At 62.7% G+C, this 14,912-nt stretch carries 14 protein-coding genes; 9 read left to right on the top strand and 5 right to left on the bottom strand.

The window, feature by feature from the left end:
* Window positions 1-74 precede the first annotated feature (74 nt).
* A complete protein-coding gene (locus tag KF733_03570; protein ID QYK56564.1) occupies window positions 75-1,346 on the top strand; it encodes a hypothetical protein in 1,272 nt (423 codons plus the stop codon).
* A gap of 67 nt (window positions 1,347-1,413) precedes the next feature.
* On the opposite strand, the gene KF733_03565 is transcribed toward KF733_03570, so the two are convergent.
* The 4 genes from KF733_03565 to KF733_03550 all read right to left on the bottom strand — a co-directional run bounded on the left by KF733_03565 (window position 1,414) and on the right by KF733_03550 (window position 4,981).
* Entirely contained in the window at window positions 1,414-2,091 is a 678-nt protein-coding gene (locus KF733_03565) for a hypothetical protein (protein QYK56563.1), read from the bottom strand.
* Between the two features lie 125 nt (window positions 2,092-2,216).
* A complete protein-coding gene (locus tag KF733_03560) occupies window positions 2,217-2,657 on the bottom strand; it encodes a hypothetical protein (GenBank protein ID QYK56562.1) in 441 nt (146 codons plus the stop codon).
* 690 nt (window positions 2,658-3,347) lie between these two features.
* The gene (locus KF733_03555; GenBank protein QYK56561.1) at window positions 3,348-3,785 is read right to left on the bottom strand and encodes a hypothetical protein; all 438 of its coding nucleotides are present in this window, start codon (window positions 3,783-3,785) and stop codon (window positions 3,348-3,350) included.
* Complete coding sequence (locus KF733_03550; GenBank protein QYK56560.1) at window positions 3,722-4,981, bottom strand: hypothetical protein; 1,260 nt, start codon at window positions 4,979-4,981, stop codon at window positions 3,722-3,724. Before KF733_03550 ends, KF733_03555 begins: the two co-directional genes overlap by 64 nt.
* 223 nt (window positions 4,982-5,204) lie before the next feature.
* Between KF733_03550 and KF733_03545 the strand changes: the two genes are divergently transcribed.
* The gene (locus KF733_03545; protein QYK56559.1) at window positions 5,205-6,014 is read left to right on the top strand and encodes a hypothetical protein; all 810 of its coding nucleotides are present in this window, start codon (window positions 5,205-5,207) and stop codon (window positions 6,012-6,014) included.
* A 251-nt stretch (window positions 6,015-6,265) separates the two neighbouring features.
* Here KF733_03545 and KF733_03540 read toward each other — a convergent pair whose 3' ends face one another.
* Window positions 6,266-6,922 carry a hypothetical protein gene (locus tag KF733_03540; protein ID QYK56558.1) on the bottom strand — a complete coding sequence of 219 codons (657 nt, stop codon included), beginning with the start codon at window positions 6,920-6,922 and terminating at the stop codon, window positions 6,266-6,268.
* Window positions 6,923-7,414: 492 nt separating this feature from the next.
* Between KF733_03540 and KF733_03535 the strand changes: the two genes are divergently transcribed.
* From KF733_03535 to KF733_03505, 7 genes are all read left to right on the top strand, one after another.
* Window positions 7,415-7,735, top strand: coding sequence for a hypothetical protein (locus KF733_03535; protein QYK56557.1), 321 nt, complete (start codon window positions 7,415-7,417; stop codon window positions 7,733-7,735).
* Between the two features lie 260 nt (window positions 7,736-7,995).
* Entirely contained in the window at window positions 7,996-8,223 is a 228-nt protein-coding gene (locus KF733_03530) for a hypothetical protein (protein ID QYK56556.1), read from the top strand.
* Window positions 8,224-8,268: 45 nt separating this feature from the next.
* Window positions 8,269-9,171 carry a CRISPR-associated endonuclease Cas3'' gene (locus KF733_03525; protein ID QYK56555.1) on the top strand — a complete coding sequence of 301 codons (903 nt, stop codon included), beginning with the start codon at window positions 8,269-8,271 and terminating at the stop codon, window positions 9,169-9,171.
* Window positions 9,168-9,788 carry a CRISPR-associated protein Cas5 gene (gene cas5, locus KF733_03520; protein QYK56554.1) on the top strand — a complete coding sequence of 207 codons (621 nt, stop codon included), beginning with the start codon at window positions 9,168-9,170 and terminating at the stop codon, window positions 9,786-9,788. The genes KF733_03525 and cas5 overlap by 4 nt, the downstream gene beginning before the upstream one ends.
* The gene (locus tag KF733_03515; GenBank protein QYK56553.1) at window positions 9,778-11,787 is read left to right on the top strand and encodes a hypothetical protein; all 2,010 of its coding nucleotides are present in this window, start codon (window positions 9,778-9,780) and stop codon (window positions 11,785-11,787) included. Before cas5 ends, KF733_03515 begins: the two co-directional genes overlap by 11 nt.
* Window positions 11,788-11,803: 16 nt before the next feature.
* Window positions 11,804-12,712, top strand: coding sequence for a type I CRISPR-associated protein Cas7 (locus tag KF733_03510; GenBank protein ID QYK56552.1), 909 nt, complete (start codon window positions 11,804-11,806; stop codon window positions 12,710-12,712).
* 1 nt (window position 12,713) lies between these two features.
* Entirely contained in the window at window positions 12,714-14,906 is a 2,193-nt protein-coding gene (locus KF733_03505) for a CRISPR-associated endonuclease Cas3'' (protein ID QYK56551.1), read from the top strand.
* Window positions 14,907-14,912: the final 6 nt, after the last annotated feature.

Below are 14,912 nucleotides of genomic sequence, written 5' to 3'. Positions count from 1 at the left end.
TTTAAGTCCTTAGCAATGACCACGACCGGAAGGCCCCTTACGCCCCTGCCAGCCAGGGAGAATAGAGGGCGAACATGCCCCCTTATGTCAGCGCCCGCGAGGCCGTCTCCTGCGTCCAGTCCGGCGACCGGGTCTACATGCACGGCATGGCTGCGACGCCGCACCGCCTGATCGACGCCCTCGTCGAGCGCGCGCCAGAGCTTCGCGACGTCGAGATCATCCACCTGCACACGGAGGGCGGCGCCCCCTATTCCGCCCCCGAGCTCCGTGAGAGCTTCTTCGTGAACAACCTCTTCATCGGAGCGAACGTCCGCGGCGCGGTTGCGGACGGCCGCGCAGACTACGTCCCGGTCTTCTTGAGCGAAGTGCCCGCGCTCTTCCGTCGAGGCGTTCTGCCGCTCGACGTGGCGATGATGACGGTCTCGCCGCCGGACAACCACGGCTACTGCTCGCTCGGGGTCTCGGTCGACGCGAGCCTGGCTGCCATGCAGTCGGCCAAGACCGTCATCGCCCAGGTGAACCCGCACATGCCGCGGACTCTGGGCGACGGCAACGTCCACGTCTCTCGTTTCTCCGCGTTGACGGAAGTCGACGAGCCCCTGCACGAGTCTCCGCCCGCCCCGATCGGCCCGGTCGAGAGGCGCATCGGCGAGGTCGTGGCGAGCCTGATCGAGGACGAGGCCACGCTCCAGATGGGGATCGGCGGGATTCCGAACGCCGTGCTCGCCGCCCTCGGCGGCCACCGACGGCTCGGGATCCACACGGAGATGTTCAGCGACGGCGTGGTGGACCTGGTCCAGCAGGGCGTGGTCACGGGCGAGGCGAAGCGGACCCACCCCGGACGGATCGTCGCCGGGTTCGTCACGGGCAGCAAGCGGCTCTACGACTTCGTCCACGACAACACCCAGGTGCTGTTCCTGGATATCGCCTACGTCAACGACACGACCGTGATCCGGCGCCACCGGCGCATGACCGCCATCAACAGCGCGATCGAGATCGACCTTTCCGGCCAGGTCTGCGCCGACTCCATCGGGACGCGGCTCTTCAGCGGGGTCGGCGGGCAGATGGACTTTGTCCGGGGCGCCAGCTTGAGCGAAGGGGGCAAGCCGATTTTCGCGATGCCCAGTTCCACGTCAAAGGGCGAGAGCCGCATCGTGCCCTTGCTGAAGGAAGGCGCGGGGGTCGTGACGACGCGCGCGCACGTGCACTACGTGGTGACCGAGTACGGCGTGGCCGACCTCTACGGGAAGAATCTGCGCCAGAGGGCGACCGAGCTCATCAAGATCGCCCATCCGGAACACCGGGAAACGCTCGAGCGGGCCGCGTTCGAACGGTTTCACCGCTAGGATCCGGAGCCCCCTCTCCTCCAGCGAAGGAGAGGGGGTTGGGGGTGAGGTCTCCGGTCGGCGCTCGTCAGCGACGATCCGCCCTCGGCTGCGGGTTCACGAGCGAAGCGTCCCAAAGCACGGCTTCGTCGAAGAACCGCACGTCGCGGAGGAACCCGTTGTACGGCTGCCAGTGCCGCCCCTTCTCCGGCGCTTGCACGTTCCCGAACGAGACGCCGGGGTCGAGGTCCGGCACCATCTGCGTGAACGGAGTGATCGGCACCCATTGCTCCGCAACGAGGTAGCCGTCGATCGAAAGCGTCATGTGCGTGGTCCGCACGTCGAAGGTGGCCAGCAACCGCTCCCACTGGCCGGTCTTGGCCGGGGCACGGAGCAGGGCGCGCGAGCCGTCGACCGCGTCGATCATGAAGGTGTAATACCCGTCTGTCCCCAGGCAGATCGCGTAGTTGTCACAAGCCGAGCGGTCGTCGCCCCGGAAGACAAGCTGCCCCTGGGGAGAACTGCCGCCAAAGGGAGCCTGGCGGGCAAAGGCTTCGACCGCGATCGAGAAGGAGCCCCCCAGGGCATAAGCCGCGGAATCGGGGACCACGACACCCCCGGTGCGGCCGTCCAGCAAGACGCCCGAGCGCCCCGCCATCTGTCCAAACCCAGCGCCGCCGGTAAGGCGTCCCGTCGCCCCCGTGACGACGTCGGCGACTTTGCCGTCCAGCGGGAACCAACCGACGAGCCGTGCCGGCGCGAGCACGGGGAGGGCAAGGAGAGCTAAGAGCGAGGGTCTCACGCTGGTTCGGACGCCGGCAGGCCACGGCGGTTACGCCAGAAGACCATCCTCTCCAATAAATCCGACGCCCGAACCAAGATCGGGAGGGCTTACATAGATGTATCGCCGTGGATCATCTGGATGTAGGCCATCTGGCCCACGTGGTACATGGGGTTCCAGTACGCGTAGCTCATGAACTCGTACCACGCGAAGGTGCCCCAGGGAGTCTCGATCTTCTCCTCGAGCTTGTCCGCCGGGAAGTTTCGAACGGCGTCGAGCAAGGCGCCCTTCACCGATTCGTAGTGGGCCTTCGCCTCTTCGATCGACATCGAGGCGCTCCCTTCCTCCCCGTCCATCGAGGCAAGCGCCCGGTTCTTCAGGGTCTCGGCGAGGAACGGGGGCACCGTGGCGCACTCGACCAGCATCTGGCGCGGCGTGCGGTTCGACTCCGCCGCCTTGTAGTCCAAGTTGTCCTTCAGCTTCTCAGCGTTCGTGAAGAGCTCGTCGTAGGCGTTTTCGATCAAGCGAGCAAGGGCGTCTTGATAGGTCATAGCAGACATAATTCTACACATACACGCCCCGCTTTGTCTAGGCCGAACGTCGCAGACCAGTTCTGCCGTTCGACGGCATCGAAGGCTCCTCCCTCCCCAGGCTTGGGGAGGGGGCAAGGGGGAGGGGAGATGGGCCATCCGCAAGACAAAAGGGAGACCCGCTCTCCCCCCTCCCCAGGCTTGGGGAGGGGGCAAGGGGGAGGGGAGACGGGCGAGGCAGTGGCGATAGTTGTTCTCGACGGCTGCTGGCGACGGAACATTAGGCCCGCCACGTTCTTGCGCCGAACTCTTCCCAAAGCCGCCTCTCCGTCCGCCGGGCCCGTGACAAGCTCTTCCGGCCCTTTTTCACCATGGGACCGCTTTTGCCCCTCCCCCTGACCCCCTCCCCAAGCTTGGGGAGGGGGGTTTTGGCGCTACTCCGCGCACTGACCGATGCTTCGGGGAAAAGTGCAAGGCCCGGTCCTCCCCCTCCCCAGGCTTGGGGAGGGGGTAAGGGGCCCAACCTAAGGAATCCCCCTCCCCAGGCTTGGGGAGTGGGACAGGGGGAGGGGAGACCGGCCAGCCCCAACCAAAGGAAACCCCCTCCCCAAGCCTGGGGAGGGGGCAAGGGGGAGGGGTGGACGACCTCCGAAATAGGGTGGCCCACTCGCGGGGGAGAAGAGAGTGGAAGGCGTTCTATCCCCGCCCTGATTAACAGGACTGTTCGAGCCGCAACACTTGTTCGCAGTACGCCGTGGCGAACTTCACGAGATTGAGGCCGGCCTTCATAACGACAACCTCTTTTCCCTGGCTCCTCGCCTCGTTAACGAGAGACTTGTAGCTGTGGCGAGAGAATCGGATTAGGTAGGCGACGACATCTGCACGCTCGATCTTCGGGAGCACCGACTCCGGTTTAGAGTGCACTTCGAGGTCCGGCCATTCAAACTCCCCGAGTTCGAACGTCGTGAGATATTCTTTCTTCCGTTGGCCTTGGCCCTTGCTGCCACCAATGAACAAGAGCGACTTCCCTTTCAACCGCGCTTTCGCCGCCTTTACCACTTCCGGCGCGGTGTTCGGCGCGCTCCCTACCTCGTCGATAGGGGCGGTGCCCTTACGGGATACCCATTTTTTGTCAAGGTTTCTCCGCAAAACCTTATGCTTACTTGGGCAAAAGAGGTGTCGATAGGGTTCTCGACAATCTCACGGTTAGACGGAGGAATGCCTGCCTTTAGCAGATCCTCGGTCTTCTGTACGATTTCATCCTCAAAGATCTCGTCATTGCCGCTGCCCAAGACCGCGCGCCAGGCTTGCCAGGCCGTTTCCTGGCACGCCTTCTTTTCTACCGACCCGCGGAGATGCAAGAGCGAGCCCTTGACCCGCTGCGCCGCGGAGACGAGGGCGGGCGGCTCGCCCCCGTCCCCCTGCCAACTGGGCACAGAGTGGGCACCGACAAGGTCTGACAACGTGCTACGCAACCTTTTCTGCTGATAGTCGACCCAGTTCACGTTGGGCTTCTGGGTGAGCCGGTACACGAGCACTCCAGCCGCAGCCGCTTGCTCGGCAAGCTTTAGCTCGTCCACCGTCAGCTTTCTCCCCCGGCTCGAGAGCCACTGGACGGCTTCGAACGCGTCCGCCAGGAGCCCATAGGCATCTCGCAGTTCCCCCCATTCTTTGCAGGAGACGCTCTGGAAGCCGCGGAACGCAAAGAAGCTGGGTTCGCTGCTGGCCCGGTTGAACGCCATTGCAAGGTTCCCCGATTCCGCCTCCAGAGTCGGTCGGCGCTCGTCCCTTTTCGACAGAAAGGCCTTCCACGCTTCCAGGCCACAGGCCGCTTGCTTGGCGCGCGCCAGGGTAGCGTCGTCCCAGGAAGAACGCCCCTCGACCGTGCGCACTTCCGCCAAGACCTGGTGGAGCTCGAAGTTTGGCGGTGTGGCGATGGCCGGGGCCTTCTGCACGACCTGAGCCTCGCTCGTCCGCGGTTTGGCCTGACCGTTACCCTGTCCTTCGGGAACTGGTGCGCCCGTCGCCTCGGGAACAAGGACGACAGTCAGGACGGCGCCTTCCTCGGCCGCTTGCTCTTCCTTGGCCTCCCCTTCTTCCGTGGGCGCGTGATCCTTAGCGGCTCCGCACTCTCCAGGCGGCGCCGCCACGAACTGCGGTTCGAGAGAGGCGGCGAGCTCCAGGAGCGCCACCAGGCTCTTCGCCGACTCGACCGCCTGAATCGTTGCGTTTAGCCGGTCGGTGTCTAACTCGGTCGCGGCCTCAGCGGCCTCTCTTCCAAGGCGGGCTCTTAAATCCTCCGCCAGTCTCCGACCCTGTTCTATCCAATTTGCAAACTCACACACAATCTCAACAGTGTACGCGGTTGCGGCTCCGCACTGTTAAAACGAACAGTGCCCTGCTCACTCCCCCCTCCCCAGGCTTGGGGAGGGGGCCAGGGGGAGGGGCGCCGCCAGTCCAAGGGCAAATGACAGCGGACAAGCACTTTCCAAATCATTATAGAAAGTGTGTTATGATCCGCTTTATCGTCGGCGTCACCGAGGCAGCGCCGACGCGGAAGGGATGACAATGAAGAACGTTCAAACGGCCGCTTGCGCGGCCCTTGTCGCCGTCGCCTCGCTCGGTGCCGCCCAGAACTACTATTCGGTCGACACCGTGAACGACGTGCTCTACCGGATCAACCCGCTCACGGGCGCGGCCGCCGCGGTCGGGCCGCTCGGGGTCGATGTGGACAACGTCGACCTCACCTGGCACAACGGCGCGCTTTACGCCAAGAGCCAGTCCACCGTCAACGGCACGCGCATCTACCAATTGGTGACCACCGGTGCGTGGGCCGGCTTTGCCATCCCCGGCGGAGCGCTCAACGGCGGCGGCTATTTGGGCGCAGAGGCCGCCGGCCTGGCAGGCGCCGGGGCCAACCTCTTCGCCACCTACTCGAACCAACCGCCCACAAACTTCTATTCCGGCAGCTTCGCCACGGTCAACCCTGTCACCGGGGCGCTGGGCTCTCCGTCCTTCCTCACCACCGACGCCGACGGCCTCTGCTTCGACTCGGGCTTCTTCTGGTCGATGGATGTCATCAACCCCTCGTTGGGGTGCGACCTCTATCGGGGCGCCGCCGTGCCCACCACCTATATCGGGACGATGAGCTACGACAACACGCTCGCCACCAACCCCGTGGACATGGTCGGCCTCAACCCTACCAGCCTGATCGCGGTCGGACAGACTGGCCGCAACCTCGTCCGCATCTTCCGCGCGACGGGCGCCCGCGGCATCGTCACCCCGATCACCGGGATCCCCAACAACGCGTTCATGAAGGGCCTGGCCGTCGAGCCTGGCTGCGTCACAGTCTGGTGGCTCTGGAACCGACTCGACTGATTCCCCCCTCCCCAAGCCTGGGGAGGGGGCCAGGGGGAGGGGAGACCCGCCATCGGCAAGCAAAAGAACCCCCCTCCCCAGGCTTGGGGAGGGGGCCAGGGGGAGGGGAGACCCGCCATCGGCAAGCAAAAGAACCCCCCTCCCCAAGCCTGGGGAGGGGGCCAGGGGGAGGGGAGACCCGCCATCGGCAAGCAAAAGACCCCCCCTCCCCAGGCTTGGGGAGGGGGGAAGGGGGCGGGAGCGGAGCGTTCCTACACCTCGACCACGCCCAACCTTCGCAACCCCGACATCTCCCCCGTGCTCGGCCGGACGAAGCGGAAGGCCAGCGCATAGACGCCGGGGGCCAGCGGGAGGTCATAGGAGAGCGAGCCGGGCGTGAAGGTGTGGAACGCGCCATGGACGTACCGGCCGGTAGGGCGGCGGCGCACGTTCGCCAGCCGCTGCACCAGGATCTCGGTCGTCGTGTCCGCCCCGTTCGCCGCTCCCGCCGTGAACCTTGCCCCGCCGGGCACCCCCGTCACCGTGAGCCCGACCGTGTCGCCCAGAAACTCCGCGGCCGGCGGCACCCGCGGGACCGGCGCCAGCGGATCGACCTGCGACACCTTGCTCGCCAAGCCCACGAAGACGTTTTTGGCGGTGGGCGAGTACTCCTGGCCGGTCACGCGGTCCACCCGCCGGAGGGTGTCCGCATAGTGCCACCACGCCTCCACCTCGGCCGCCGAGAGCGTGTTCCACGCCTCGTTCGCCCGCCTCAAGCGTTGCGACGCCGCCCCGAACGCGGGCGTCACATGGAACTTGTAACGGGCCCGTGAGCGCAGCGCCAGCCCTGCCCGCGTCCGCGTGACCACCTGCTCCCCGACCCGCCCGCGCAAGTCCTGGAGCGCAAACCCCAACCTGGCCCGTGCCATGGCTCAATAATCGGCCGCCGAAGCCCTTTTCGCGAGGTGCCTCCGCGCTGGAAATGTGCCGGAACCGTGCAGAAAGCGTGCTGCAAACCGCGGTGTGCAGCACAGATGCAGCACGTTGGCAGCACAGATGCAGCACAAGGACGAGCCGCTGGCGCCGTGCAATTCGCCCCCATTTCCCCGCTAGCAAGCTTCGGTCCCTCCTCCCCCCTCCCCAGGCTTGAAGAGGGGAGGCCATGGCACTCCCTTCCCCCCTCCCCAGGCTTGGAAGAGGGCGGCCATGACATTCCTTTCCCCCCTCCCCAGGCTTGGAAGAGGGCGGCCATGGCACTCCCTTCCCCCCTCCCCAGGCTTGGAAGAGGGCGGCCATGGCACTCCCTTCCCCCCTCCCCAGGCTTGGAAGAGGGCGGCCATGGCATTCCTTTCCCCCCTCCCCAGGCTTGGGGAGGGGGCCAGGGGGAGGGGAGCGAAACCAGGCTGTCATGATCGGAAGCCATGGCAGGCGAGCCAGAAAGCATGCGCCGGGAAGGAGACGGCTGGCTCGAGCGCAAGGGTCCGTTCGACGTTTCGATACCCCTCGATTGGCACGACCTGGAGTCTGGGCTCGGCGAGAAGGGCGGCAGGAAGCGTCCGGTCTTCCCCAAACCCGACTCCGCCCCCCGCCCCTGCGAGCTCTGCGGCCAACCGACCGAGTGGCAATGGTGGAGCAGCGATGCGCTGTGCTGGAAGAACCATTGCCGCCGTGCGGGCTACGTCGAGGTCTGCCTTCCCTGCCGCGCCTGGTACCCCCTCACGGGCTCGCTGGTCCTGAGTTGACCGCAGGGGTCGCGACCCGGGCAAGATCGTGACTCCCCTGTTGACGCGCCATAAGAAAACATTCCGCCCCTTGACGCTTCTGACCCCCGGACAGGTATATGTTCTAAGGTTTTTGAAGCACGAATGTTTTTTTACCTATTGATGAACCGGCTCTGCGGAGGCCTTTGCGTGGCCCTGGCATGGAAAAGGCCGTCCGCCCCTGTCACACCGCAAGCTCGCCGGCACGGTCTCGCCAGAGGTGTCTCTTAGTGCCCGGCAGCATGTCCCGGAAGCGCCCTCCATACCAGGACGCGGCCCTGGTCCAGTGCGCCGACCGGTTCCTGCGCCACAAGTTCGCGGGCTCGTCCAAGGGCCGCGCGACCGACGGTGAGGCGGCGAAAGAGGTCGGCGGCTCGGCCCAGGGCCGCAGCCGCCCGATGAGCACTCGCGCCGACGTTCAAAGCGCGCCTCGCCAAGGGATCCGCCATGGTAGATGGGTGAGTGCATAACAGGGATTGACAAGCCGTTGTCTGTCTAGTCTAAGATGCCAATCTATGTCTGTAAGCGACTCAATTTCAAGCACAGAGGAGCTCTTTGCCCACACACCGGGACTCCGGAAAACCGAGTGGCACGGCCTCGTGGAGCACAGCAAGGCGGTTGCGGAAAGGGCGGCGGGTTTCGCCTCCCGCTTCGGTGGCGGCCCTGTCGCTTGGCGCCTCGGCTGGTGGCACGACGCCGCAAAGGCAGACCCTCGCTTTCAGCGGTACCTGAGGGCTGCGCAGGAAGGCAGGCCCGCTCCCAAGTGTCCGCATTCGGTGCCGGGAGCGGTAGCAGGCTATGGAGAACTGAAGACGTTTGCGCTCGTGGTCGCAGGTCACCATGGCGGCTTGCACGACAGGGCCGATTGGAAGGGGATGGCCGAGACCGTCGACCTGGAGAGTGTGGCAGCCGCATCCGGCTTCGTCGCCGGGCATGCGCCACCCGTTAACCCGGCGCTCGAGCTGCCCAAATGGGTGGACTCGCCGCTAGAGTCCGAGATGTTCGTTCGGATGGCGTTCAGTTGCCTGGTCGATGCGGACCGATTGGACACAGAAGCGTTCCGCGATCAAAAAGCGGCGGACACCCGTGGAGGATACGAGGAGATCGGTTGGTATCGTGACCGCCTCTCGGAACATCTGGGCGGCTTCAAGAATGCGACCGGGCATGTCAACAAACGTCGCCGCGCCATCTTGGAGTCTTGCCTGCAGGCGGCGAGCCAGGATCCGGGGGTTTTCTCCCTCACCGTCCCGACGGGCGGCGGAAAGACGCTCTCGGGCCTTGCCTTTGCGCTGAACCATGCCGTCGCACACGGCAAGCGGCGCGTCATCGTTGCGATCCCTTACACAAGCATCATCGACCAGACCGCGAGCGTGTACGAGGGCATCTTTGTACCTGCATCAACTAAGGAACTTCGATGAGTAACATTTTTGAATTCGAGATCGCCGGACCCATGGCCATGTTCATGAGGCCGCATAGCGGATCTACGCCAGTGTCGTACCCGATTCCAACCGGAAGCGCAATCAGGGCGATGGTCGAATCAATCGCGCTTGTGGAAGGCGCGTTCTTCGTCCCGATGCAAATCGCGGTCTGCAAACCGATTGCTTACTCAGCGTACGCCTGCAATTATGGCGGCCCTCTCAGAAAGCCTGATCAGATCAAGAAGAACGCGAGTTACCAGCATCTTGCCAGGGTCTTGACCGATTGTTGCTTTCAAGTATCTGGAGAATGCAGGAAGCTGCACGATCACCCCGAGCACGACCCGGCGCGTAAGCTCGCCGAGATGCTCGTCCGTCGCCAAGAATCGGGACAAAGCCGGTTCCCGGTCTGTCTGGGATGGAAGGAGTTTGCGCCAACGTACTTTGGCAGCGTAAGGCCCGAGTCTGAGCCGCTGGAGGCCGTCAACGAGACTATCGAAGGGTATTTGGTCGAGATGTGGGACAGGCCAGCGAACGGGCAGTGGAGCCCCCGTTTCGCGCAAGTGAAGATCGAGAAGGGCGTCTGCGACCTTCGGGAGGCCTGGCAACATGCTCGTTGAGTGCTGGAGAGTCGCAAGGGCCCTGGAGCAGGCGGGCATCGTGCCGGAGCCCAAGAGCGCCAATGTCGCACGGCCAGGCAAGGCTGGCGGGCCTGTCGTCAGGGCTCTCATCGACGGTCAACTCAAAGTTCGACTTGTAGCGGTTCCCCTGGGAGAACTAGAAGCGCTCTGGTGTCTTCGCAAGGGCAACTTCCACTTCTGGCCCGTTGTGCGCCCCGATAAACCATTAAAGACCGAGGACGATTGTAAAGAATTTCACCGTAAGCTGAAGGAATTGAGGACCAAAGCAGACAAGGACAAGGTCAAAAGGGCAGGCTTAGAAGCATCCCCGCCCGACTATTCAAAGCTCCTCGATGTAGCAAAGAAGGCGTTGGAAGAACATCTGGAGAAGCTCGAGCTGAAGAGCTGCCCTGACAGGATCAAGCAGCTGGCAACACGCCTCAGGGAGGTGAGCGCAGAAGCCACGTCTCAAGCGTTTAGCGAAAGCAAAGACCTGGACGAAGTCCTTCTGGCACTCTGGTACGGCAAACAGGACGGGGACAAGACAAAGGCTTTCGGACAAGTGGCTTTCGATCTAGAGGGGGAGACGGTCTACGCCAGGGAGTTGCGCCAAGAGCTCGAAGGTGCACTGGCCGTTCAGAGGGGCACAGGCCCGCAAGTGACTTGCTCGATCGCCAACCGTCAAGGATCCAAACACGATGGCAAGCTGCCCAACCCGGCACTGCCTATCGTTGCGCCAAGCGGAATCGCCGTCTTCTCCATGTTCAGCAAGGCACCGACGAACACAAGGTACGGTCTGACGGACGACGCGGTCATCTGCGTGACGACTGAGACTGTTAAGAAATGCCTGGACGCTATCCCCTATGTGACGGACGCCTCTAGGAAGGGGCAGACGTGGACGGCTCTGCGGAACGGCAAGAAAAGCGAAAAGGGGGAAGCCTCGGATCTTCTAATCGTATTCGCTTCCGGCATTGATGCTCAAGTCGCCGACGGCTTCGGCGGAGGCGATGCGGAAACCGACTACAAAGACGTGCTGCAGCCGGTGCTCACCGCACTCGAAGGCAAAGCCCAACTGACGCCAAACGCCGAGATCGAGATTGTCGTCATCCGCCAAATCAGCAATGCTCAACTCCAGGCGGTGTATGGCAGAACGCCGAAAGTGTCCGAGGTTCTGGGCGCGGGACGGAGGTGGCAGACTGGGCAGTGGAGTTTTTCCGACCTACTCTTGCAGGGCCCGAATCTGGCCTCACCGAACAGTGTGGTAACCAGTTTGTCCCGCCAGTGGCGGCACGAGCCGCCAGCATTTGAGCTCGTCAACGGTCCGTCTGGTGGTGATGTGATCGACTTCATGCTTGCCAAGGGGCCAGACCGAGCCGCCCGAGCCGCGCTCTTCCTCGACATTCTCCTTCATCGTTCCACCAAGCTGCTAACCTCGGAAGGCTCAAGGCTTCGCAGGGCAAAGGGAGAGTCACAGAACGAGCAGCTAGGCCCCGCAGAGAGAAGTGCCAAGGAAGCCTGCCTCACCCTTACTCTAATCCTCGACGCAATGGATCGAACTATGGAACAGACACAACATTCACCACCCTATCTCCTCGGCCTCTTGCTTGGGGTCGTGGACACGCTACACCTTGCCTATTGCCGCGCCGTCCGAGCAAGCGTGCCGCCTTCTCTTGGTGGAAGCCAGCTCTTGGGGATAGCGGCCGATGACCCTACCCGGGCTCTCGCGGACTTGCTCGAACGGATCCGTCCTTGGAGCGATTGGGCAGCCACGAAAGAGCCTAGTGGCGAAAGCGAGAACGACATTCTCATGGCGAAAAAGGCTCTCAGTCGCCTTGCTGTTCTCTCGACGAACCTCTCGGGGCAACTTTGCCATAGTCCACTTGACCAGATTGGGAAGGCCGAACTGCTCCTTGGATATCTATCCAAAGACTGTGTCGCCGACCAGTACTCCCCGACCACCGCACCATCCGCGACAGAACCGGAACAAGACCATGCCTGAACCCACCATTCCCCGGATGACCGGGATTCTCATAATCGAAGTCAACGAGTCAAACCCCAACGGCGACCCGGATCGCGAAAGCGACCCGCGCACGTTGCCCGCCACACGTCAAGGCATCATCAGTGCCGTGTCCTTCAAACGTAAGCTTCGCGACCTGGTGCACGAGAAGCAGGGTGTAGTCTGGCAGACCGTCCGTGACCAGTTCAACCCGCGCTTGGAGGACGAGAAGTTTCAGGTTCTAGAGTCTCGAGAAGTCACACGTTCGGATGTGACGGCACTCTTGAAGGGCAAAAAGGAGGAGGATCAGAGGGCCACGAACTACCCGGCATTTCATGAAAAGTACTGGGACGCGCGAGTCTTCGGTAACACGTTCCTGGAGTCATCTGCCAATGAGGAGAAGAAGGCCGACGATGCACAAAAGGCGAATCTCCGCAACTCGGTGCGAAACGGCGTGGCCCAGTTCGTAAACGCGCACTCTGTCTGCCCAGTCGAGATCAGGCGCGACACCAGCACGAAGAAGTCAGGAGCCCAGGAAGGCAAGGACAGAGGAATGGCCCCGCTAGCTGACCGACGTGTGCTGCACGGCGTATATGTAATGCCGTTCTTTGTGAACCCTGCCTTGGCACACCGCACGCACTGTTCGATTCAGGACATCGAACTCCTCTTGAAGCTCATCGTACCGGCCTACCCGAACACGGCATCCAAAGCCAGACCATTCGTAGAGGTACGGCACGCGTTTGTGATGGAGCACAAGTCACCATTGGGATCCTGCTCAGACTTTGCCTTGGTCAAGCGTTTCACCCCTGTGCGAAAAGACGGAGACGTGACTGTGCCCTCGACGAGCTGGGATCAATATGAGGTCGCTACGGATCCTGAAGAACTTGCAGACAAGGTCGTCAATTTCCGCGATCTAGCGAAGATCTGACGTGGCGATGTGGGCCCACAGTCCTCGGAGGGGGCGACCAGGACAGCCCTACGAAGAACACATTCGGCACGTTGCGCGTGGTGCTGCTCGCCGGGCCAGGCTCGCTGGCCTGTACTCGGCGAACGGTGTCGGTGACTTTCGTCAGGCGGTCGAGGCTGCCGCTCTGCTACACGATCTGGGAAAACTTGAGGCGGCCAAGCAGGCGATCCTTGCAGTCGAAAGCAAGAACCCGCTCCCTCCGCCACCGCATGAGGAGGCTGGAGTAGCCTGGCTAGTGGGTAATGCCGATCTGTGGCCGGCTGCCCTGGTAGCGGCACATCACCGGGGACTCTTCGACGGCCCGGAGCAACGGCGAAGAGGCAAGTCAGTTGAGACGCCTCCGCTTCTGAGAAACCTAGAAGCCGAAGTGCTAGCAGCGGTCGATGCAGGCCTTGACTTGTGGTTGGAAAGCCACACCAGTGTAGGCTGTGTCGTGCCTCCGGCTGTCACTTCGAATCCGCCCGATCAGGTCAGCCTTCGCCTGTCGCTTAGTTGCCTGGTGGACGCAGATCACTCGGACGCTGCCGCCCACGAGCGGGGCCACGGCTCCGAAGGCGGACCAAGACGTCGTTGGGCCGAACGACTTACGCAAATGACCGAATATGCTCAGATGCTGCCGAAAGCGACCGACCGCGACTGCAGGCGTCAGAGGTTCTTCGACGCTTGCTTAGCTGGCAGATTCCAGGAGAGGATTGTTAGGTGCGAAGGCCCCGTGGGTACAGGCAAGACCCTCGGCGTTATGGCCCACCTGCTCGCTCATGCTAAGCGGGAGTCCCTGCGACATATCTTCGTCGTGCTTCCTTTCACCAACATCATTGACCAGGCGGTCAAGACGTACCGACAAGGCCTGGTATTGAAAGGGGAAGATCCAGAAGCGGTCGTCGCGGCATTGCACCATCAATTGGACTTTGCAGACATAGAGAGCAGGGAATACGCCGCCCTGTGGCGCGCCCCGATAATTGTCACCACAGCCGCAGCGTTTTTTGAAACGCTGGCAGGGGCGCATCCGGCACGACTCCGTAAGTTCCATGAACTGCCCGGAAGTGCGATCTTCTTGGATGAAGCTCATGCGGCGATGCCCGCACACCTTTGGGAGACGGCTTGGAAATGGCTTGTGACGTTGACTGAGAATTGGAGCGTACGGGTCGTCTTGGCGAGCGGGTCTCTGTTCCGGTTCTGGGAAGATGGGGGGTACCTCTCAAGTGCGCATCCGTCCGATATTCCCGAGATCACGCCACCTGACCTTCACGCCGAGCTAACGGCGGCTGAAACGGCCCGTGTGCAGCCCCGGTTGGTCGAGGAATCGTTGACGCTGGATGCACTCCTGAAGCGACTGAAAGGGCCAAGCGGCCCTGGCCTGGTGGTCGTTAACACGGTTCGCACCGCAGGCTCGCTCGCGTCTCTGGCCAAAGAAAAGGGGTTCGACGTGCTTCATCTGTCAACGGCACTCGCGCCTGTTGACCGGCAGCCGATCGTGCAGGAGATAGAGCGTCGCCTCCGAGAGGAACCAGATCGAGACTGGCTGCTCATATCGACGAGTTGCGTCGAGGCTGGTATGGACTTCTCGTTTCGGCGCGCTTATCGAGAAGCTTCAACTGCAAGCAGTCTGATCCAGGTGGGGGGCAGGGTACGCCGCAACGAGGAGTCGTGGAAAGGTGACCTTTACTGTATGCAACTGACGGGCGAGGGTGTCACCGCCCACCCCGCCATGCTTGAGACTGCGCCAAACGTCGTCCACATGATCCAGCTAGGTCGCTTCACGGGAACTCCTCATGAGATCATTGGCAGTGAACATGCGGGCACCCTAAAGGACTCGATGAAAAGAAGGCGGTCCGAGCTCTCCCAACTTGAGCGCGAGTGCCGCTATCCTGAAGTTCAGCGGCACTTTCGCGTAATCGACGCCGACACCAGACTCGTAGTCGTTCACGAAGAATTGTCCCAAACGCTGGAAAGAGGCGAGAAGGTGCCCTTCCGCAAGATCGTACAGGGGTCTGTGCAAATCTACGCCTCACAGATCGTGAACTTGCCGTGCGAGCTCCTTCTCGGGACGGAGTTGTGGCGGTGGAAGGGAGAATACGACCCCAATTTCCTCGGCTATCTTGCTGACTGCGCGATGGCGCAAGAAGCCGTGAAGAACGGCGGCTTCTACGGTTAGGTGCCT

The sequence above is a fragment of the Fimbriimonadaceae bacterium genome (assembly GCA_019454125.1).
Classification (GTDB): Bacteria; Armatimonadota; Fimbriimonadia; order Fimbriimonadales; family Fimbriimonadaceae; genus JALHNM01.
This window is presented reverse-complemented; position numbering and strand designations above follow the sequence as displayed.

Coding starts and splice junctions, on each gene's coding strand:
- KF733_03540 (QYK56558.1), bottom strand. CDS start 6,922: ATGGCACGGGCCAGGTTGGGGTTTGCGCTCCAGGACTTGCGCGGGCGG.
- KF733_03535 (QYK56557.1), top strand. CDS start 7,415: ATGGCAGGCGAGCCAGAAAGCATGCGCCGGGAAGGAGACGGCTGGCTC.
- KF733_03530 (QYK56556.1), top strand. CDS start 7,996: ATGTCCCGGAAGCGCCCTCCATACCAGGACGCGGCCCTGGTCCAGTGC.
- KF733_03560 (QYK56562.1), bottom strand. CDS start 2,657: ATGACCTATCAAGACGCCCTTGCTCGCTTGATCGAAAACGCCTACGAC.
- KF733_03545 (QYK56559.1), top strand. CDS start 5,205: ATGAAGAACGTTCAAACGGCCGCTTGCGCGGCCCTTGTCGCCGTCGCC.
- KF733_03570 (QYK56564.1), top strand. CDS start 75: ATGCCCCCTTATGTCAGCGCCCGCGAGGCCGTCTCCTGCGTCCAGTCC.
- KF733_03515 (QYK56553.1), top strand. CDS start 9,778: ATGCTCGTTGAGTGCTGGAGAGTCGCAAGGGCCCTGGAGCAGGCGGGC.
- KF733_03510 (QYK56552.1), top strand. CDS start 11,804: ATGACCGGGATTCTCATAATCGAAGTCAACGAGTCAAACCCCAACGGC.
- cas5 (QYK56554.1), top strand. CDS start 9,168: ATGAGTAACATTTTTGAATTCGAGATCGCCGGACCCATGGCCATGTTC.
- KF733_03525 (QYK56555.1), top strand. CDS start 8,269: ATGTCTGTAAGCGACTCAATTTCAAGCACAGAGGAGCTCTTTGCCCAC.